This window comes from Corallococcus caeni (assembly GCF_036245865.1).
Taxonomy (GTDB): Bacteria; Myxococcota; Myxococcia; order Myxococcales; family Myxococcaceae; genus Corallococcus; species Corallococcus caeni.
This window is the reverse complement of record NZ_BTTW01000005.1, coordinates 553,090-572,970: the sequence shown is the minus strand read 5'-3', so window position 1 is coordinate 572,970 and position 19,881 is coordinate 553,090. Positions and strand designations below refer to the sequence as shown.

Genomic DNA, 19,881 nt, shown 5'->3' with positions numbered 1-19,881 from the left:
AGCCGGCCCACGTCCGGCCCCTTGGTGTGCCTGTCTACCATGAAACAACCCCGCCATTCCCCGGCTTCCCAGGACGGCGCACGGCGCACGGCGCGCCGCGCTATCCGAACAGGAAGAAGCCCAGCGTCACCAGCGGCAGGTACGCGAGGAAGGCCACCAGGAGGAAGCCGAGGATGTCCTTGAACTCCAACCGCGCCACGGCCAGCAGCGGCAGCGCCCAGAAGGGCTGGATGAGGTCGGTGGCCATGTCCCCCCAGGCGTACGCCAGCACCACCTTCTCCGGCGCCACGCCCAGCCTCCCCGCCGCGTCCAGCAGGTAGGGCGCTTCAATGGCCCACTTGGAGCCGCCAGAGGGCACGAAGTAGTTCACCACGCCGCTGTAGAGGTACACGATGGCGGGGAAGGTCTCCCGCGTGGACAGCGACACGAACAGCTCCCCGATGCGGTCCGTGAGCCCCGTGGCCTTGAAGATGCCGTAGATGCCCGCGTACAGCGGGAACTGCAGCACGATGCCGTGCAGCACGCTCGCGGCCTCCTCGCTCGCCTTGAGCAGCCGGGCCGGCGTGCCGTGCAGCAGCACCGCCAGCGTGAGGAAGGTGAAGTTCACCACGTTGAGGTTGAGCGCCTTCCAACCGCCGTTCAGCCACAGGTGCCGCGCGAACCACAGCAGCCCCAGCACGCCGAAGAGGGCGTTGAGCAGCCACGCGTGATCCAACCACTCCGCGGGGCTCAGGCGGCCTTGAGGCTTCCGCGGCGGGACGAAGTCGCCCAGCTTCTCCAGCACCGCGGGCTCCACGCGCACGGTGCGCTCAGGCGACGGGTGCAGCGCCCACGCCAGCGCCGTGAGCAGCGCCACCGCGGCCAGCGTGAGGCCCACGTTGAAGGGGGAGAACAGCGTCCGGTCGATGGGGATGACCCCCAGCTGCTTCTCCAGGAAGTGCCCCGGCGTCGCGACCAGCAGCGGGGCGGACGCGGACAGCCCCGCGTGCCACGTGGCGCCCAGCCCGAAGTAGGCGCACGCCACCAGCAGCCGGTAGTCCACGTCCGGGCGCCTGCGCGCGATGAAGCGCACCAGCATGGCGCTGGCCACCAGCGACAGACCCCAGTTGAAGTACGCGAGCGCCATGGACACCGCCGCCATCAGCGCGGTGGCGCTCCGGGGGCTCTGGGGCAGGCGGGCGACCTTCTCCAGCAGGGCCTTCACAGGGGCGGTGAGCGCGAGCAGATAGCCAGTGAACATCACGAGGGCCATCTGCATGGAGAAGGTGAGCAGCTCCCAGAAGCCGCCGCCCCACGCGTCCAGCACCGCCGGCGGCGCGGCCCCCACCCAGCCCAGGGCCAGCGCCATGGTCAGCAGGGTGAGCAGCACGGCGATGGCGAAGGCGCTGGGGACGAAGCGCGCGGAGAAGCGGCCCAGGCCTTCGGCGAGCCGGACGAGGGTTTCCACGGTGAAGGCTCCAGGCGGTCAAGGGGGCTCCGGTACAAACTCCCGGAGCGACACTGCGGGTTTTACGGTATGAGCGGTCGCCATGTCCCCTAGCGAGCAGCACCCTCCCGCCTTCGAGCGAATCGCGACAGGCGTGCCCGGACTGGACCCCATCCTGGGCGGCGGCCTGGTGGCCTCAGGCGTCTACATCGTCGTGGGGGAGCCGGGCGCGGGGAAGACCATCTTCGCCAACCAGCTCTGCTATTCGCAGGCGCAGCAGGGCACGCGCTGTCTGTACGTGACGCTGCTGGCGGAGTCGCACTCGCGCATGCTGGCGAACCTGCGCAGCATGGCGTTCTTCGACGCCTCCCAGCTGCCCCAGCGCATCTACTACGTCAGCGGCTTCCGCATGCTGGAGGAGCAGGGGCTGCCGGGGCTGCTGGAGCTGTTGCGCCGGGAGATGCGCAACCACGGCGCGGGCATCCTGGTGCTGGACGGCCTGGTGCAGGCGCAGGAGGCCGCGGGCAGCAGCCGCGACTTCAAGAAGTTCATCCACGAACTCCAGGTGTCCGCCGGCCTGTCGCGCTTCACCGCGCTCCTGCTCACGAGCAGCGTGGGCCCCACCGTGCACCCGGAGTACACGATGGTGGACGGCATCCTGGAGCTGCGCGAGCGCACGGCGGCCATGCGGTCGTGGCGCGAGCTCCAGGTGCGCAAGTTCCGGGGCAGCGCCAGCCTCAATGGCTCGCACCACTTCCGCATCTCGGAGGCCGGGCTGGAGGTGTTCCCCCGCCTGGAGTCCATGGCCAGCCGCGCGCAGCCGCCGGACTGGGGCACGCAGCGGGTGCGCTTTGGCGTGCCCACGCTGGACGCCATGATCCCGGAGGGCATCGCCGCGGCGTCCACCACGCTGGTGATGGGGCCGCCGGGCTGCGGCAAGACGCTGCTGGGCGCCAGCCACCTGGCTGAAGGGCTGCGCCTGGGCGAGCCCGGCCTGATGGTGAGCTTCTATGAGGGGCCGGACCGGCTGCTGCACAAGGCGGCCAACGTGGGGCTGTCGCTGGGCACCGGGGTGAAGGACGGCCGGCTGGTGCTCCAGTGGAACATGCCCGCCGAGTGCAACCTGGACCTGGTGGCGCACAACATGCTGGAGGACGTGCGCAAGCGCGGCGTGAAGCGCCTGTTCGTGGACGGCCTGAGCGCCATGGTGGAGACCACGCACGAGCCGGCGCGCATCAGCCCCTTCTTCGCCGCGCTGACGCAGGAATTGCGACGTCACGGGGTGACGACCGTCTTCACGCTGGAGACGCCGCGCCTCTTCGGCCCGGACATGGACGTCCCCCTGGGCACCGGCCTGTCTGGCGTGGCGGAGAACCTGCTGTTCATGCGCCACCTGGAGCTCAACGGCCGCCTGCGGCGACTGCTCTCCATCTTCAAGCTGCGCGACGCGGACTACGACCCGACGCTGCGCGAGTTCCTCATCACCTCCCAGGGAATCGAGATCCAGCCCCCGTTCCAGCCGTCGCCCGAGTTGCTGCTCACCGGCATCGCCCGCTTCCCGGGCAACCACTCCTGACCCCCAGAGGACCCGTGGTTCCCGCGACCGAGACCGTGCTGGTGGTGGACGACGAACAGGGCATCCTGGAGGCGCTCGCGGACCTCTTGAGGGAGGAGGGCTACCGCGTGCTCACGGCGTCCCATGGCCGCGAGGCCCTGGAGCGCATGGCGGAGGTGAAGCCGGACCTGGTGCTGACGGACTGGATGATGCCCGTGCTGGACGGCCCCGCGCTGATTGAACGCATCCTCCAGGACCCGTCCCTGCGCGACATCCCCGTGCTGGGCATGAGCGCCGTGGACGTCAACGGCCTCAAGCGCCTGCACCCGGCCATGGAGTTCCTCCAGAAGCCGTTCGACATCCGCGCCCTGATGAAGCTGGTCCGCAGGTCCCTGGACGCGAACCCCCGCGCCCGGGGAGGGTGAGGCGAAAGACCGCGTGCCCGGAGGGTCCGCAATGTTCCACCTGCTGAAGCTGGGTCCGGTGCCCCTCTCCGTGGGCACCACCGGCGTCTACCTGCGCATTGGCGAGACGGGCGAGCCGTCCGCCCCCGTCTTCGAACAGACGGACGTCGCCGGCGTGCGCGCCCTCACCGCCGGCCTGGAGCCGTCCCAGGTGTCCTGCGAGCCCGCGCTGGCGGACGCCGCCGCCGAGCTGGGCCTGGCCGTGGCGCCCCCGTCCCCCGCGGCGCTCTCCGCGCGGGCGGCCATCGCCACCTTCCTCGCGTGGGGGCAGTTGGGCGTGTCCGGGCTGGGCAGTGACAAGGCGCTGCTCTTCGTCCAGGCCGCCACGGAGTTCTGGGACGCCATGCCCTGGACGCACTGGGACGACAGCCAGGCCTTCGTCGTGGAGGTGACGGGCGCGCACGAGCACACCTACGAGGGCTGCGTCTTCCACGGCGACGACGAGGGCCCCTCCGGCCTGGCCCTGTACCTGTCCCCCGGCGCGCTGGGGCGGCTCCTTGAACTCCAGGTGCACGGCGCGGAGGCGGAGGCCAAGGCGCTGCCCGCCATCACCGTGTCGCTGGAGGGCCGCCCCGCCTACGCCGTGGAGGCGCTGTCCGCCGCCGGCCGCCTGCCCCGGCTGCCCCTGCCCGTGAAGGCCGGGCCCCAGGGGCTGGCGGTGCCCTCCAGCCTGGAGGCCCTCATCCTGGTGGCCGCCCTGCGCGCCGTGGCCCGCCTGACCCCGTCCCAGCCGGAGGCCATCAGCAGCATGGTGGCCGGTGATGCCCGCATGGACGTCCGCGTGCGCGCCCCTGCCCCTCGCGTCCGCAACTAGGCGGAATCAGGCACCCCCTGCCCTGACGGACCCGGACCAGGCAGGGGACCGGCTCGTGTGAAACTGTGAACAACCGCCCTCACCGAAAAGGTTGATTCACAAAGTATCTAGGTCCATAGGTGGAGGCGTGACTGACGCCGGCCTTTCCTCACGGGTCCAGCGCTTCATCACGACGCACATCGATTCCATCGAGAAGCTGGAGGTCCTCCTCCTGCTTCGCGCCCGGACGGACCGGGCGTGGTCAGCGTCGGCGGTGGCCCTGGAACTGCGCATCACCGAAGCCTCGGCGGCCCGCCGCATGGCGGAGCTGAAGACGGGAGGGCTGCTGCTCCAGGATGGGGTAGCGGACTCCTACCGGTTCAGCCCCGGCCGGTCGGACGACGTGCAGGACACGGCCGAGCTGGCTGCTGCGTACTCGGCGCGCCGCGTGAGTGTGATTTCGTTCATCTTCTCACGCCCCATGGACCGGGTGAGGGGCTTCGCGGACGCGTTCGTGTTCAAGCAGGACAAGGACAAGGACGGCAACGGACATGGCTGAGGTGGTCTACATCCTGTGCGCGTTGACGAGCGCGGCGTGCGCGGTGCTGCTGTTGAGGGCCTGGCGGCGCACGCGGATGAAGCTGCTGCTCTACAGCGGCCTGTGCTTCTCCGTCCTGACGGTGAACAACGTGCTGCTCTTCGTGGATCTGGTGCTCATCCCGGCCGGAGACCTGTCGCTGGCGCGCACCCTCGCGTCGCTCGCGGGGGGCAGCGTGCTGCTCTTCGGCCTCATCTGGGACGTGTCCTGAGCATGCTGAAGACCCTGCTCGATGGCGCGGTGATGATGGCGTACCTCGCGTGCGCCCTGTTCTTCCTGCGCTTCTACCTCCAGTCGAAGGACCGGCTGTTCGCGCTGTTCTCCCTGGCCTTCACGTTGATGGGCTTGCACAACGTGCTGGGCACGGTGGTGGGGCCGGACCTGGACACGGAGCGCATCCACTACCTGTTCGTCGTGCGCCTGGTGGCCTACCTGCTCATCCTGGGGGCCATCTGGGACAAGAACCGTGCGGGGCGCAAGCCGCGGTGAGAGGCTGTTCTTCCGCCTGACCCTCGGGAGGACTCCTTCATGCGCACGACCTCGCTTCCCCGCTTTACCCCGCGCCGTCCGTTGGGGCGCACGGGCTTCACCGCGACGGCGGTGGGCATTGGCGACCTGGCGGACCGCTCGGTGCCGCGCGAGTCGCTGATCGCCACGCTCGTGCGCGCGCTGGACGCGGGGCTCAACGTCATCGACACCGCGCCCGGCTACGAGGACGGCCTGAGCGAGGAGGTGGTGGGGGAGGCGCTGCGCGGCCGTCGCGAGGGCGTGTTCGTCATCGACAAGGTGGACGTGCTGGACGCGCCGGTGGCGCCGCAGGTGGAGGACTCCCTGCGGCGGCTGGGCTTGCCGTCGGTGGACCTGTTCGCGCTGCACGCGGTGAAGTCGCTGGCGCAATGGGAGGCGCTGGCCCGGCCGGGCGGCGCGCTGGAGCAACTGGAGGCGTGCGTGGCGAAGGGCCAGGCGCGCTTCAGGGGCATCTCCTGCCACCACCCGGACGCGCTGGTGGCGGCGGTGCGCTCCGGGCGGTGTGACGTGGTGATGTTCCCGCTGGGGCCGTTCGTGGACGCGCGCTACGTGGAGCAGGTGCTGCCCCTGGCGCGTGCGCACGGCGTGGGCGTGGTGTCCTTCAAGACGTTCGGCGCGGGCAAGCTGCTGGGGGACACGGAGGGCTATGGCCGGCCGCTCCAGGCGCGTCCGCGCGGCAAGGTGGGCTCCGGCGGCGAGGCGCGGGACACGCCGGCGCTGCCGCACCTGTCGGTGGAGGAGTGCGTGCGCTACACGCTCACGTTGGATCCGGACGTGATGTTGCTGGGGATGGGCTTCCCGAACGAACAGGACGCCGCGCTCCAGGCGGCCGCGGCCTTCGGGCCCCTGGACGCGGCCGGGCTCCAGGCGGTGCGCGAGCGGGCGCACGCGGCCATCCAGGACAAGGGCGAGGTGTGGTGGAATCCGCCTTCACCGGACGTCACGGCGGGCTGAGTCACCTGGCGCAAGCGGCCGGCCTTCGCGGGTTGCCTGGAGGACACTCGTCCCGGATCCAGGGGCCATGGAGGCTTGTGGCCCGTGGGGGACCGTCATTATCGGAGCGTCCTTCTGGTGAGGCGTCATCCCCGTGACGCCATGGCCCGCGCTCCATGCCCGAATCATCCATCGAGCCTTCGACCGAGCCTGCCGGTGAGCCACCGCCGACGTCCGCTGTCCAGACGAACGACGCGGTCTCCGCGCCTTCCCATGGTGGCGTGGACGCGTCCGTGAGCGCGGCGGAGGCGGTCGCCTCCGCCGTCGCCGTCACGCACGAGGCGTCCTCCTCCGCCAGGGAGGCCGTGTCGCTGGGGACGCGGGGCGGGGCGGCGGTGAATGTCATGGACCCCCAGGGGGGCGTCCCCGCCGCGTCCGTGGAGGGCGTCCCGCCGCGGACGGGCGGGCCGTCCGCCTCCGCGGAGGAGGGCCGCTTCGCGTTCCTGGCCCGCGCGGGCGAGGTGCTGGCGTCGTCGCTGGATGAACCCACGGTGCTGCGCCAGCTGGCGCAGCTGGTGGTGCCGGGGCTGGCGGACTGGTGCGCGGTGGACGTCGTCACGCCTTCGCAGCAGGTGGTGCGCCGGGCCGCGGCGCACCGGGACCCCGCGCTCGCGCCCTTCGTGTATGCCATCGCGGAGCGCTGGCCCCTGCGTGCGGACGGCGCCCAGGGCGTGGCCCACGTGCTGGGCACCGGCCTGCCCCGCCTCATCCCGGACCTGTCCGAACCCCAGGTCCAGGAGGCGGTGGCGCGCGGGAACGCGGCCTTGGGAGAAGCGTGGCGCCTGGGCTGCCGCTCCGTGATCCAGGTGCCGCTGGAGGCGCGGGGGCGGGTGCTGGGGTGTCTGTCATTGATCTCCGGCACCGCCGGCCGCTTTGGCGAGTGCGACCTCGAGCTGGCGCGCGAGCTGGCCCGCAGGGCGGCGCTGTCGCTGGACAACGCGCTCCTGTACGGCGAGGCCCGTCAGGCCCAGGCGCGCACGGCGCGGTTGCAGGCGGTGACGGCGGCCCTGTCCCGCGCGGCCAGCGAGGACGCGGTGGCGCAGGTGCTGGCGCGCGAGGTGTGGGAGGCGAGCGGCGCCACGCGCGTCGCGGTGCTGGCCCTGGAAGAGGACGGCCGGATGCGCCCGCTGCGGGTGCTGGGCTACTCCGAGGAGGCGCTGGCCTCGTTCACCCGGCCGCCGGACCGGTCCGCCTCCAAGGGGTCCCCGGAGCTCCGGCGCGAAGCGGGGTGGTTCTCCACGCTGGAGGAGTTCATCGCGTGCCACCCGCGGGACGCGGAGCTGGCGCGCCGCCAGGGGCAGGGGGCGCGCGCGGTGGTGCCGCTGTGGGGTGAGACGCGCGTGCGCGGCCTGCTGCTGCTCGCGTGGCCGGAGCCGCGCGTCTTCCCGGCCGCGGAGCGCTCGTTCCTGGAGGCGCTGGCGCACCAGTGCGCGCAGGCGCTGGAGCGGGCCGCGCTCTACGAAGCGCTGCGCGAGCGCACGGAGCGGCTGCGGCAGGCGCTGGTGACCGGCGACATGGGCACCTGGCGGCTGGACCTGGTGCGCGGCCGGGAGCTGCGCGACGCGGCGCTCAACCACATGCTGGGCCTTGCGGCCGTGGACTCGGTGGTGCCGGTGGGGGACACGCTGGAGCGGCTGCATCCGGAGGACCGGCCGCACGTGGAGGCGGAGTTCCACCGCTTCCAGCGCGAGGCGCCGGGCTTCTTCGAGCTGGAGTTCCGCGTCCTGCGCCGCGACGGCGCGCGCTGGATGCACAGCGTGGGACAGTCCTTCGCCGGGCCGGACGGGAAGGTGACGGAGCTCACCGGCGCGATGGCGGACGTCACCCGGCGCAAGGAGGCCGAGGAGCGTCTGCAATTGCTGCTGGACGCCAGCCGCGTGCTGGCGCTGCGCCTGGACGACGTGGAGGAGGCGCTGCCCCAGGTGGCGCGGCTGGTGGTGGACCACGTGGCCACCGGCTGCCTGGTGGACCTGTCCGCGCCGGACGGCACCCTGCGCCAGGTGGCGGCGGCCCACCGCATGGCCGGACACGACGCGCTGCTGAGGTCCCCGCCGGGGAGGGCCCGGAGGGCCTCGCACCCGGCGCTCCAGTGCTTCCGGACGGGCGAGGTCTGCTTCCTGTCGCGCCTGGACCTCCAGCTGCGCGACGAGGTCTTCGCGACCGACGCGCAACGCCCGCTGGTGCAGAGCCTGTCGCCCACGTCCGCGCTGTCGGTGCCGCTGCGCGCGCGCGGCCGCACGCTGGGCGTCATCACGCTGTTCACCGCGGACCCGCAGCGCACGCTGGTGGCCGCGGACGTGACGATGGCGGAGGAGCTGGCGCTGCGGGTGAGCGTGGCGCTGGAGAACGCGCGCCTGTTCCACGACGCCCAGTCCGCGGTGCGGCTGCGCGACGAGTTCCTCTCCGTGGCGAGCCACGAGCTGAAGACGCCGCTCACCAGCCTCATCCTCCAGCACAACCTCATTGCCCGGGCGCTGGAGGTCGCGGGCACGCAGGGGCCCGTCACCGGGAAGCTCAACACCGCGCAGCGGCAGGTGCACCGGCTGACGGCGCTGGTGGACAACCTGCTGGACGTGAGCCGACTGTCATTGGGCAAGCTGGCGCTGGAGCGCGCGGAGGTGGACCTGGCGCAGCTGACGCGCGACGCGGTGGAGCGGCTGGAGGACGTGTTCACCCAGGCGCGGTGTCCGCTGAGGCTGGAGCTGCCGCGCACGCTGACGGGCCAGTGGGACTCGCTGCGCTTGGACCAGGTGCTGGTGAACCTGCTCACCAACGCGGCGAAGTATGGCGCGGGCCACCCGGTGACGGTGCGCGCGGGCGTGGATGCCAGCGACGAGGCCTGGCTGGAGGTGCGCGACGAGGGCATCGGCATCGAAGCGGACGCGCTGCCGCGCCTCTTCGGCCGCTTCGAGCGCGCCGTGAGCGAGCGGCACTACGGCGGCCTGGGGCTGGGGCTCTACATCAGCCGGCAGATTGTAGAGGCGCTGGGCGGCCGCATCGACGTGGACAGCCAGCCGGGGCAGGGCGCCACCTTCACGCTGCGCCTGCCCCGGAACATGACCTTCAGTGCCGCGGCCCCTTGAGCGGGGGCCCCTCCTGCTCCAGCGCGCGGTACTCGTCGTCGGTGAACAGGCGTGAGCGGATGAGGAAGCGCACGCCTTCGGGGGCCTCGACGGAGAAGCCGCTGCCGCGGCCGGGCACCACGTCCACGGTGAGGTGGGTGTGGCGCCAGAGCTGGAACTGCGGGCCGGACATGTAGAAGGGCGTGCCGACGATTTCACCCAGGTACACGTCCTCCTGTCCCACGCGGAAGTCGCCGCGCGGAAAGCACATGGGCGCGCTGCCGTCGCAGCAGCCGCCGGACTGGTGGAAGAGGAGCGGGCCGTGAAGGCCCTGCATCTTGCGGAGCAGGGCCTCTGCGGCCGGCGTGACCTCGACGCGCGGCACGGGCATGGGCGGCGCGTCCTAGAAGAAGCCCATGGGCTTCGGGTCGTAGCTGACGAGCAGGTTCTTCGTCTGCTGGTAGTGATTGAGCATCATCTTGTGCGTCTCGCGGCCGATGCCGGACTGCTTGTAGCCGCCGAACGCCGCGTGCGCGGGGTACAGGTGGTAGCAGTTCACCCAGACGCGGCCCGCCTGGATGCCGCGGCCCATGCGGTACGCGGTGTTCTGGTCACGCGTCCACACGCCGGCGCCCAGGCCGTAGAGCGTGTCATTGGCCAGCGCGAGCGCGTCCTCGGCGTCCTTGAACCTCGCCACCGCGACGACGGGGCCGAAGATCTCCTCCTGGAACACGCGCATCTTGTTGGAGCCCTCGAAGATGGTGGGCTCCACGTAGTAGCCCTCCGCCAGCGCGCCGGGGAGCGCCTTGCGCCCGCCGCCGGTGAGCACCTTCGCGCCCTCCTTCTTGCCGATGTCCAGGTAGGAGAGGATCTTCTCCAACTGGTCGTTGGAGGCCTGCGCGCCAATCTGCGTGGAGACGTCCAGCGGGTTGCCCTGCACGATGCGCTTCGTGCGCTCCACGGCCCTGGCCATGAACTCGTCGTAGAAGCGCTCGGCGACGAGCGAACGCGAGGGGCAGGTGCAGACCTCGCCCTGGTTGAGGGCGAACATGGCGAAGCCCTCCAGCGCCTTCTGGGCGAAGTCGTCGTCCTTGGAGAAGACGTCCTCGAAGAAGATGTTGGGGGACTTGCCGCCCAGCTCCAGGGTGACGGGGATGATGTTCTCGGAGGCGTACTGCATGATGAGGCGGCCGGTGGTCGTCTCACCCGTGAAGGCAATCTTCGCGATGCGCTTGTTGCTGGCCAGCGGCTTGCCGGCCTCGATGCCGAAGCCGTTCACGATGTTGAGCACGCCGGGGGGCAAGAGGTCGCCCACCAGCTCCGCGAACTTGAGGATGGTGACGGGGGTCTGCTCCGCGGGCTTGAGGACGACGCAGTTGCCGGCGGCGAGCGCGGGGGCCAGCTTCCACGCGGCCATCAGCAGCGGGAAGTTCCACGGGATGATCTGCCCCACGACGCCCAGCGGCTCGGTGAAGTGGTAGGCGACGGTGTTGTCATCCAGCTGGCTGAGTGAGCCCTCCTGCGCGCGGATGCAGCCGGCGAAGTAGCGGAAGTGGTCGATGGCGAGCGGCAGGTCCGCGGCGAGCGTCTCCCGGACGGGCTTGCCGTTGTCCCACGTCTCGGAGACGGCGAGCATCTCCAGGTTCTGCTCCATGCGGTCGGCGATCTTCAGCAGGATGTTGGCGCGCTCGCCGGCGGCCGTCCTGCCCCACGCGTCCTTCGCCTTGTGCGCGGCGTCGAGCGCCTTCTCGATGTCCTCGGCCGTGGAGCGGGGAATCTCGCAGAAGGGGCGGCCGGTGACGGGGCTGATGTTCTCGAAGTACTGGCCCTTCACCGGCGGGACGAACTCACCGCCGATGTAGTTGCCGTAGCGGCTCTTGTACTCGACCTTGCTGCCCTTCTGACCCGGAGCTTCATAGACCTTCGACATGGGGGACTCCCTGCGTTGGTTTTGACGCGCACGTGCGGGGGGTTTGACGCGGAACGGACGATAGACAGGTGATGCTCCGCGTCATGCGCAGGGGGTTGGATGTGAATGTTTGTTAATGGTTGATGCCTGAATCGGGTGCCGAAAAGGCATACACAGCCTGCTTTGGCGGGCGTGCCAGCACCCGGGTGAGCTGCGAGCGAGCGGGCAGTGTGCCCTTGCTGGCGCCCGGCGTGTCCTCCACCTCAAGAAGGTGGGGGCATGGCATGCAAATGTTCAGAGACCGCTTCGACGCCGGCCGTGCGTTGGGGCAGCGGCTCCGCGTCCTGCTCGGTGGAGGCGGAGACCTGGTGGTGCTGGCGCTGCCGCGCGGCGGCGTGCCCGTGGGCTTCGAGGTGGCGCGGATCCTCGGCGTGCCGCTGGACGTGTTCGTGGTGCGCAAGCTGGGCACGCCCGGGCACGAGGAGCTGGCCATGGGGGCCATCGCCACGGGCGGCGTCACGGTCCTCAACGAGGGCATCGTGCGCAGGCTGGGGATTGCCCGGGCGGCCATCGCGGCGGCCGTGCAGCGGGAGGCGCGGGAGCTGGCGCGGCGGGAGCAGCTCTTCCGCGACGGCAGGCCGCCGGCGCGCGTCGAAGGGCGGACGGTGGTCCTGGTGGATGACGGGCTGGCCACGGGCTCCACCATGCGGGCGGCGCTCCAGGCGCTTCGTCAGCACGCGCCCGCGCGCGTCGTGGTGGCCGTCCCGGTGGGCGCGCCGGAGACGTGCGCGGCGCTCCAGGATGAAGCGGACGCGGTCATCTGCATCCACACCCCGGCGCGGTTCTTCGCGGTGGGCCAGTGGTACGAGGACTTCACGCAGACCACCGACGACGAGGTGCGCGAGCTGCTGGCGCGCGCGGCGCACGGTGAGGGGTCTGCACCGGAGGCGCCATGAACGAGCGACGGGTGTCGGAGCACGCGGTGCGGCTGGAGGCGGAGCCCGGCGTGTGGCTGGAGGGAACGCTGAGCGTGCCGGAGGGCATTTCGGGCGTGGTGCTGTTCGCGCACGGCAGCGGCAGCAGCCGCTTCAGCCCGCGCAACCGGTACGTGGCGGAAGTGCTCGAGCAGGCGGGGCTGGCGACCCTGCTCATGGACCTGCTCACGCCGGGAGAGGAGGAGGCCGAGCGGTGGACGCGGCACCTGCGCTTCGACATCGAGCTGCTGGCGCGACGGCTCCAGGGGGCGGCGCGATGGCTGATGCAGGTGCCAGGGCTGGAGCGCCAGCCGCTGGGGTTGATTGGGTCGAGCACCGGCGCGGGGGCCGCGCTGGTGGCCGCGGGGCGTGCGCCCGAGGGCATTCGAGCGGTGGTGTCCCGAGGCGGCCGTCCGGACCTGGCGGGCGCCGTGCTGCCGGCGGTGCGGGCGCCGACGCTGCTCATCGTGGGTGGGGATGACACGCAGGTGATCGCGCTCAACCGTCAGGCATTGGCGGCGCTGCGCACGCACAAGCAATTGGAGATCGTCCCTGGGGCGACCCACCTGTTCGAGGAGCCGGGGACGCTCGAGCAGGCGGCGCTGCTGGCCCGGGACTGGTTCCTCCAGCACCTGGCCACGGCCGCGCGGGAGCGCCCGTCCGCAGAGGTCCCGCCATGAGCCCGGACGTCGTGGTGGTGGGAGGCGTGGCCACGGACTACCTCGTGCGAGGCAGGTCGTTGCCGGAGCCGGGAGGCAGCGCCCAGGGCGACGTCTTCCAGGAAGCGCTCGGAGGAAAGGGAGCCAACGGCGCCGTGGCCGCCGTGAGGTTGGGGGCGCGTGCCGCGCTGGTGGCGCGGGTGGGGATGGATGGGCGCGGCCTGACGCAGGTGGCGTGGCTGACGCAGGAAGGCGTGGCGCTGGAGTCGGTGGTGCCCGCGTCGGAGGAGCCCTCCGGCGCGGTGCTGGTGATGGTGGATGGAGGCGGGAGGAAGCAGACCTTCTCCGCGCCGGGCGCCAATCACAGCCTGTCCATCCGGGACGTGTTGCGGAGCGCGGAGTTGATCGCCACCGCGCGGGTGTTGCTCGTGCAGTTGGAGGTGCCGCTGGACGCGGTCCAGGCGGCGGTCCGTCTGGCGCGTGCCGCGGGTGTCCGGGTGGTGTTGGATCCCGCGCCGGCCGTGCCGCTGCCGGAGGTGTTGCTGGAGGACGTGCACGTCCTCCGGCCCAACGCCTCCGAGGCCCGGACGCTGACGGGCATCCGGGTGCATGACCGCGCTTCCGCGCGGCGCGCCGCCATCAATCTGCTGATGCGAGGCGTGGGGGCGGCCATCATCGCGGCGCCCGGGGGCAGTCTGCTGGTGTCACGGGAGGAGGAGGCGTGGCTGCCGCACCTGCCGGTGGACACGGTGGATACGACCGGAGCGGGGGATGCCTTCTGCGCGGCGCTCTGTGTCGCCCTGGCGGAGTCCCAGCCGCTCCTCACCGCCGCGCGCTTCGCGCACGCCGCCGCGGCCATCGCGACGACACGGCTGGGAGCGCAGGCGGGGCTGCCGTATCGGGATGAAGTGGAAGGCCTGCTCGCGGACGTGAAGCCCGACGTCCAGCCCGCACCGTCGTAGCGAAGAACTCCGGGATACAGGCTCCAGCGGCGGATCCGCGAGGCGAACGGCATCGCCTCGGAACCGCGTCCCCACCGCACGCAGCCGCGTTCCGCCAGCAGCCGTGAAAGTCCCGCCATCCACGCAGGCCGCTTCATCCCAGGCCGATTTGTCGGCGTCCCAACACAGTTGGAGCCGTACGTTCCTCTAGCGCCTCAGCGCCTTCCCGGCACCCGCAGGGAGCCTCGCAATCTCGGCTTTCTTCGAGAGCGAACGACATGTTTTCCAGCGTGGATGTTCATGTCGCTGCGCACTGGAAACCCGCACGACGTGCTGTCATCGTGAAGGGACTGCGCGTCGCGGCAGGCGTGTTGGCGGTAGTGGGCGGAAATCGTCCAAGGTCTTCCGGACCCGACGTATTGGGATGTGCAGGGCGGAAAACGTTTCCGTCTCGGGGCTGTAAAAACTCCCCGGAACCGAGGGGTGTCTGCTGATGAGCTGGGACCCAGGCCGCATCCGAGTGTCGCAAAAGCGAAGCGGATCAACCGGTTGGCGTGGCCGGCCGCGCGAGCCGGAAAATCCCGGCTCCTGGCACAGGGCTCGCATCGGCCGCTGACGCTGTTCCACCCCCGCATCGCCTTCCCCAGGTCCCGGTCCTCGTGCTCGCCCAGTCGCCTCTCCTCTGCTCCTGCGGTCAGCTCCACTCGAACGCGGAGGCGTGTCCCACGCTGATGCGCGGGCTCGACCTCAACGGCGGGACGATGCTCTACGCCGGCACGCCGCCGCCGGGGCCGGCCTCCGCGCTGCAGCCCGCCACGCCCTCGCCCATGTCGTCTCCCACGCCCGTGGTGCCTTCCCTCGTGGGCCAGGAGTTCGGCCGCTTCCGCGTCGTGCGCGAGCTGGGGCGCGGCGGCATGGGCACCGTGTTCCTCGCGGAGCACACGCTCATCCAGAAGCGCGTGGCCATCAAGGTGCTCCACGCGCACCTGGCCCAGGCCCCGGAGCTCGTCGCGCGCTTCCTCTCCGAGGCCCGCACGCTCACGCTGGTGCAGCACGAGAACGTCGTCACCCTCTACGACCTGGACTCGCGCGACGGGCGCCCGTACCTCGTCATGGAGTACCTGGAGGGGGACAGCCTGGCCAGCTTCGCCCGCGGCCCCATGGCCCCGGCGCTGGTGGTGGACCTGATGACGCAGGTGTGTGACGCCCTGGGCGCCGCGCACGCGCACGGCATCGTCCACCGCGACCTGAAGCCCGCCAACGTCTTCCTCGTCCCCAGCCCCAGCGGCAAGCAGCGCGTGAAGCTGCTCGACTTCGGCATCGCCAAGCTGCTGTCCCGCCCCGCCGGGGAGATGACCACGGAGGTCGGCGTCCTCCTGGGCACGCCGGAGTTCATGGCCCCCGAGCAGTGCGGCGACGGACTCGTGGACGCGCGCAGCGACCTCTACGCGGCCGGCGTGCTCGCGTACCTGCTGCTCACCGGCCAGGTGCCCTTCTACGGCCGCACCGCCGCCGAAATCCTGGTGGGCCACCTGCAGAAGGAGCCCGTCCCGCCGCACGAGCTGAACCCCGCCGTGCCGGAGGCCCTGTCGCGCGTCCTGCTGCGCGCGCTGGCCAAGCGGCCTGAACACCGCTTCGCCTCCGCCGCGGAGCTGAGAGCGGCCCTGGAGGCGTCGCTCGCGCCGCCCCCCGCGCCCAGCGCGCCGCCGCTCACCGCGCTCCTGCGCGGCAAGGGCACCCAGGCGGCCATGGAGCTCAAGGGCGAGTGGGTGGGCCGCTCCGGCCTCTTCTTCCAGCTGGCCACGCCCCCTCCCGCGCTCCTGTCGGACGTGGCGCTGGTGCTGCGGCTGCCCGGCGGCGAGCTGCCCTGCACCGCGCAGGTGGTGCGCCACGTCACCGCCGAGCAGGCCCAGGCGTGGAACATGCCCCCGGGCTTCGGCGTGCAGCTGCGCGACTCCAGCCCCGCCTTCCAGGCCCAGCTGGCCCAGCTTCGCAACGGCGCGCGCGCGACGCCCGCGGCCGCCACCGCCGCCATCCCCACGCCCGAGGACGCGCAGGCGGAAGGAGTCCTCCAGGGCTTCCGCCGGCGGCTCGCCGGGGACCCGTACGCCGTGCTGGAGCTGCCGCGCGACGCCACGCTGGAGGCCGTGCGCACCGCCGCCCAGCGCGCTCGCGGGGCGCTGGAGCTGCTCAAGGCCCGGCCGCTGTCGGAAGGCCAGCGGGCCCAGGTGGACCGCGCGCTGGAGCGCGTGGCCGGGGCGCTCCACACGCTGGGCAACGTGGAGCGGCGCGTGGAGTACGACGCCACGCTGGGCAACGTGGAGGGCATCGAGCGGTGCCTGGCCGCGGGCCTCACCGCCACCATGCTGGAGCAGTGCCGCCGCCGCTTCCTCGCGGGCAACACCGGCCGCGAGGGCCGCGCCGCCGTGCACCGGCTGTCCGGAGACGCCCTGGCGTCCGTGGGCCGACTGGAGGAGGCGCTCGCCGCCTACGAGCTGGCGGTCCGCGCGGACCCGCTGGACCTGGAGGGGCTCAAGCGCTGGCGCTTCCTCCGGGCCCGGGTGCGGGGCTCGGCCGCCCCCCGGTAGGGGAGCCGGGTTCGCATCCATCCGGGGGTCGTCTTGCGTATGGGAGAGCAGTCCCCGTTAACTCCTCCTCTCCCATGGCTTCCGAACCCGACGACAAGCTGCCGCCCCAGGGGCGCTTCAACCGCCTGCGCAAGCTGGCGGGCCTCTCCATGCACGTGGGCACGGAGGTGCTCAAGGCGGGCGCCAAACAGCTCTCCGGCAGCAGCCCCACGGACCTGCTCAGCCTGGGCACCGCGGAGAAGCTGGTGGCCACGCTGGGGGAGATGAAGGGCGCGGCCATGAAGCTGGGCCAGGCGCTCTCCATGGACCCGGACCTGCTCACGCCGGAGGTGCGGCAGATGCTGGCCCGGCTGCAGAACCAGGCCCCGGCCATGTCCTACGCGCAGGTGTCGCGCGTGATTCAGCAGGAGCTGGGCGCGCCGCCGGAGGCGCTGTTCCAGGAGTTCTCCCCGGACGCGCTCGCCGCCGCGTCCCTGGGCCAGGTGCACCGCGCGGTGCTGCACGACGGCCGCAAGGTCGCGGTGAAGGTGCAGTACCCCGGCATCGACGCGTCCATGGGCCACGACATGGACAACCTGGGCCTCGTCGTGAAGACGGTGTCCAAGACGTCGCGGATGATGGACGGCACCGCCTACTTCCAGGAGTTCCGCGACGAGCTGATGCTGGAACTGGACTACCGCCGCGAGGCGAAGCTGGCCCAGGGCTTCGCGAAGAGCGTGGCGCGGCTGCCGGACCTGTACGTGCCCCAGGTCATCGAGGAGCGCAGCGCCCACCGCGTGCTCACGCTGGAGCTTCTGGAAGGCCAGACGCTCAAGGACTGGGTGCTGACGTCGCCGGACAACGACGCGCGCTTCCGCGTCGCGCGCCAGCTCATCCGCGCCACCTACGGGCCGTTCCTGGACGCGGGTGAAATCCACGCGGATCCGCACCCCGGCAACTTCATGGTGATGCCGGACGGGCGCATGGGGCTGTTGGACTTCGGCTCCATCAAGCGCTTCAGCCCGGGCTTCGTCGCGGCCAACCGGCGCATGTTCCAGCAGGCGCTGCGGCTGGAGACGCTGGACGTGCTGGGGCTGTGCCGCGAGGTGGGCTTCTCCGTGGAGCTGCCGGAGCCGGAGGCGGAGGTGCTCTTGCGCGAGGTGCTGCACATCGCCGGGCGGCCCATGCGCGGTGCTCCGTATGACTACGGCACCTGCGACATCAACCGCGACATGCGCAACCACTTCACGAAGAACGCCGCGCGCATGATGCGCATCCGGCCGCCCCCGGAGGCGATGATGTTCTTTCGCGCCACCGGCGGGCTGGCGCAGAACCTGCGGCTCGTGGGCGCCGCTGGCGACTTCCGCCAGGTGTTCCTGGAGGTCGGCGCGCTCGTGGGCGAGTGAGCCCACGAGGCGCGGGCGGGGCAGGGCGGCGCTACGTGCCCGCGGCGACGCGCGGGCGCTTGTGCAGCCGCTCCAGCTTGCGCGCCAGGTCCGCGCCCTGCGTGCTCTTGGACAGGTAGCCGTCCGCGCCCGCCGCCAGCGCCAGCGCGCGCAGCTTCGACTCGTCGGAGGCGGAGTAGAGGACGAAGCGCGTGTGCTCCGGGGCCTGCTGCCGCGCCAGCGCCAGCACCTTGTCTCCGCTCAGCGCGGGGATGTTCACGTCCAGGAGCACCAGGTCCGGCGCCGTGGTGCGCACCAGGTTGGAGACCCCCAGGGACGAGCGGTGGGTGCGCACCTCGAAGTTGTACGAGGTCAACGAGCGCTCCGTCAGCGCGAGCTGGTCCGGGTCATCGTCCACGATGAGGACGCGAATCTTGAGCTCCGACATGGTGGCTCCCCCTGGAACCGACAGTTGGGTGCCCCGGCCGGCAAGATGCCGCCCCAAGGATGACAGTGACCCGGGCACTTCCCGAGTATGACCCACCCCCTCCCTGCTGGCCAGCGTCCCTGGAATTTTCTGGAAACTTCCGATTGAAACCACATGCCTCACCCTGCCGGGTGGGCAGCCCGGTCCGCGCCTCGAGGATCATCCCCGCCCGGCGGGCGCGGCCTTGAGGGCGGGGAAGGTGAGCGTGAACACCGCGCCCCCTTCCGGGCGGTTGGCGGCGGTGAGCGTTCCGCCGGCCTGCGTCACCACGCCGTGGGCCATGGACAGCCCCAGGCCGGTGCCCTTGTCGCCCTTGGTGGTGAAGAAGGGCTTGAAGAGGTTCGGCAGGTGCGCTTCGGGGATGCCGGTGCCCTCGTCCTCCACGGTGAGCCGCACGGCCCTGCCCGTCTTGAGCGCGCGCACGCGGATGGTGCCGCCCCGGGGCATGGCGTCGCGCGCGTTGATGAGGAGGTTGATGATGACGTAACGCAGCTCCATGGCCGAGCCCGTCACCTGGGGCAGCCCTGCCGGCAGCTCCAATTCCAGACGCAGGGGATGATGGCCGCCCTGCCGCGCCTGGTGCTCGATGCCGCCCCGGATGATGTCCGCCGCGTCGCGCACCACGTCCGCCAGCTGGACGCGCTCCAGGACGGTGCCGGGCTTGCGGCGGGAGAAGTCCTGGAGCCGGCCCACGCGCGCGTTCGCGTCCGCCAGGATGCGCGTGAGCGCGTCCAGGTGCTGCTGGCCCTGCCCGGTGGAGCCCAGGTCGCGCTGGAGCAGCTCCAGCCGCAGCCGCATGGCGTCGAGCGTGGCGCGCAGGTCGTGCGCGATGCCCGCCGCCAGGTCCCTCAGGGCGAGCACCTTCTCGCGCTCCAGCAGCGTGGCGCGCGCGTTCGCCAGCTCCTCCTCGTCGCGCGCCTGGGCGGTGATGTCTCGCGCGAGCACCAGCACCCGCCCCCGCATGCGGCCGGCGACGCGCTCGGCGCGCAGCTCCAGCACCCGGGGATGGGCCTCGCACGTCTGCCGGTAGCGGGTGACGCGCGGCCCCTCTTCCAACCGGGCCAGCACCGCCGCGGCCTCCGCCTGGGCCGCGTCGGGCAGGGACCTCCACTCCGAGCCGTCCTCTTCACGCCGCCAGGGCCCGGGCAGTTGTTCCAGCGCGTGCCAGCGGCTGTTGGCCACCATCACGCCGTCCGCGTTCAGCATCGCGAGCGCGCTGTCGCTCGTCTCCAGCGCTTGGTGCGACAGCTCGAAGGTGAGGACCTGCTGGCGGGTGTGGTCCCTCAGCTTGCGCACCAGGCGGCGGAGGTCGAGGTTCCGGACCGGTCTCAGCGCTTCCAGGATGGCTTCGAGCTCGCTGTCTCGCGGAGGCTGTGTGGCCATGCAGAGGAAGTAGCCCAGCGGTCCCAACCGGGCAAGACCCGCATTCCCCTCTCGTAGGAGCATCCCGGGCGCACTCCTTGTCTGGGTTCACCGCGATGAAACGTTCGCTGTGTTTCTCCATGGGACGGAAGGGGCAGGGAGTCGTTTCGCGGCGGAC

The 19,881-nt window shown here is 71.6% G+C and carries 18 protein-coding genes; 13 read left to right on the top strand and 5 right to left on the bottom strand.

Going from position 1 to position 19,881, the window contains the following annotated elements; all coding sequences use genetic code 11:
• Positions 1-100: 100 nt before the first annotated feature.
• Positions 101-1,447, bottom strand: a complete 1,347-nt coding sequence (locus tag AABA78_RS23655) for a TIGR00366 family protein (RefSeq protein ID WP_171411928.1) — start codon at positions 1,445-1,447, stop codon at positions 101-103.
• Between the two features lie 82 nt (positions 1,448-1,529).
• Between AABA78_RS23655 and AABA78_RS23650 the strand changes: the two genes are divergently transcribed.
• The 8 genes from AABA78_RS23650 to AABA78_RS23615 all read left to right on the top strand — a co-directional run bounded on the left by AABA78_RS23650 (position 1,530) and on the right by AABA78_RS23615 (position 9,440).
• On the top strand, positions 1,530-3,002 hold the full coding sequence (locus tag AABA78_RS23650) for an ATPase domain-containing protein (RefSeq protein ID WP_338266010.1): 1,473 nt from the start codon (positions 1,530-1,532) through the stop codon (positions 3,000-3,002).
• A gap of 14 nt (positions 3,003-3,016) precedes the next feature.
• A complete protein-coding gene (locus AABA78_RS23645) occupies positions 3,017-3,406 on the top strand; it encodes a response regulator (RefSeq protein WP_338266008.1) in 390 nt (129 codons plus the stop codon).
• Between the two features lie 31 nt (positions 3,407-3,437).
• On the top strand, positions 3,438-4,259 hold the full coding sequence (locus tag AABA78_RS23640; protein ID WP_338266006.1) for a hypothetical protein: 822 nt from the start codon (positions 3,438-3,440) through the stop codon (positions 4,257-4,259).
• A 127-nt stretch (positions 4,260-4,386) separates the two neighbouring features.
• Positions 4,387-4,797, top strand: a complete 411-nt coding sequence (locus AABA78_RS23635) for a hypothetical protein (protein ID WP_171411924.1) — start codon at positions 4,387-4,389, stop codon at positions 4,795-4,797.
• Positions 4,790-5,047, top strand: coding sequence for a DUF5985 family protein (locus AABA78_RS23630; RefSeq protein WP_171411922.1), 258 nt, complete (start codon positions 4,790-4,792; stop codon positions 5,045-5,047). The genes AABA78_RS23635 and AABA78_RS23630 overlap by 8 nt, the downstream gene beginning before the upstream one ends.
• Positions 5,048-5,049: 2 nt before the next feature.
• Complete coding sequence (locus AABA78_RS23625; RefSeq protein ID WP_171411921.1) at positions 5,050-5,325, top strand: DUF5985 family protein; 276 nt, start codon at positions 5,050-5,052, stop codon at positions 5,323-5,325.
• 39 nt (positions 5,326-5,364) lie between these two features.
• Positions 5,365-6,318, top strand: coding sequence for an aldo/keto reductase (locus AABA78_RS23620; protein ID WP_338266003.1), 954 nt, complete (start codon positions 5,365-5,367; stop codon positions 6,316-6,318).
• 155 nt (positions 6,319-6,473) lie between these two features.
• Entirely contained in the window at positions 6,474-9,440 is a 2,967-nt protein-coding gene (locus AABA78_RS23615) for a GAF domain-containing sensor histidine kinase (RefSeq protein WP_338266002.1), read from the top strand.
• Here the strand turns inward: AABA78_RS23615 and AABA78_RS23610 are convergent.
• Together AABA78_RS23610 and adh are read right to left on the bottom strand one after the other, a co-directional pair.
• On the bottom strand, positions 9,421-9,810 hold the full coding sequence (locus AABA78_RS23610) for a DUF779 domain-containing protein (protein ID WP_338266001.1): 390 nt from the start codon (positions 9,808-9,810) through the stop codon (positions 9,421-9,423). The two genes, AABA78_RS23615 and AABA78_RS23610, sit on opposite strands and share 20 nt — an antisense overlap.
• A 12-nt stretch (positions 9,811-9,822) precedes the next feature.
• On the bottom strand, positions 9,823-11,349 hold the full coding sequence (adh, locus tag AABA78_RS23605) for an aldehyde dehydrogenase (RefSeq protein ID WP_338265999.1): 1,527 nt from the start codon (positions 11,347-11,349) through the stop codon (positions 9,823-9,825).
• 263 nt (positions 11,350-11,612) lie between these two features.
• On the opposite strand from adh, the gene AABA78_RS23600 reads away from it, so the two are divergent.
• The 5 genes from AABA78_RS23600 to AABA78_RS23580 all read left to right on the top strand — a co-directional run bounded on the left by AABA78_RS23600 (position 11,613) and on the right by AABA78_RS23580 (position 17,875).
• Positions 11,613-12,284, top strand: coding sequence for a phosphoribosyltransferase (locus AABA78_RS23600; RefSeq protein ID WP_338265997.1), 672 nt, complete (start codon positions 11,613-11,615; stop codon positions 12,282-12,284).
• Positions 12,281-12,982: a dienelactone hydrolase family protein gene (locus tag AABA78_RS23595; RefSeq protein ID WP_338265995.1), complete on the top strand. Its 702-nt coding sequence runs from the start codon at positions 12,281-12,283 to the stop codon at positions 12,980-12,982. The genes AABA78_RS23600 and AABA78_RS23595 overlap by 4 nt, the downstream gene beginning before the upstream one ends.
• On the top strand, positions 12,979-13,923 hold the full coding sequence (locus AABA78_RS23590; protein ID WP_338265994.1) for a ribokinase: 945 nt from the start codon (positions 12,979-12,981) through the stop codon (positions 13,921-13,923). Before AABA78_RS23595 ends, AABA78_RS23590 begins: the two co-directional genes overlap by 4 nt.
• 710 nt (positions 13,924-14,633) lie before the next feature.
• Entirely contained in the window at positions 14,634-16,490 is a 1,857-nt protein-coding gene (locus tag AABA78_RS23585) for a protein kinase domain-containing protein (RefSeq protein WP_338265992.1), read from the top strand.
• Positions 16,491-16,564: 74 nt separating this feature from the next.
• Complete coding sequence (locus tag AABA78_RS23580; RefSeq protein ID WP_338265990.1) at positions 16,565-17,875, top strand: ABC1 kinase family protein; 1,311 nt, start codon at positions 16,565-16,567, stop codon at positions 17,873-17,875.
• A 31-nt stretch (positions 17,876-17,906) separates the two neighbouring features.
• Here AABA78_RS23580 and AABA78_RS23575 read toward each other — a convergent pair whose 3' ends face one another.
• Together AABA78_RS23575 and AABA78_RS23570 are read right to left on the bottom strand one after the other, a co-directional pair.
• Positions 17,907-18,302 (bottom strand): response regulator, encoded by a 396-nt coding sequence (locus AABA78_RS23575; protein ID WP_338265988.1) that lies wholly within the window; start codon positions 18,300-18,302, stop codon positions 17,907-17,909.
• Between the two features lie 198 nt (positions 18,303-18,500).
• Entirely contained in the window at positions 18,501-19,787 is a 1,287-nt protein-coding gene (locus tag AABA78_RS23570) for a sensor histidine kinase (protein WP_338265986.1), read from the bottom strand.
• Between the last annotated feature and the right edge of the window lie 94 nt (positions 19,788-19,881).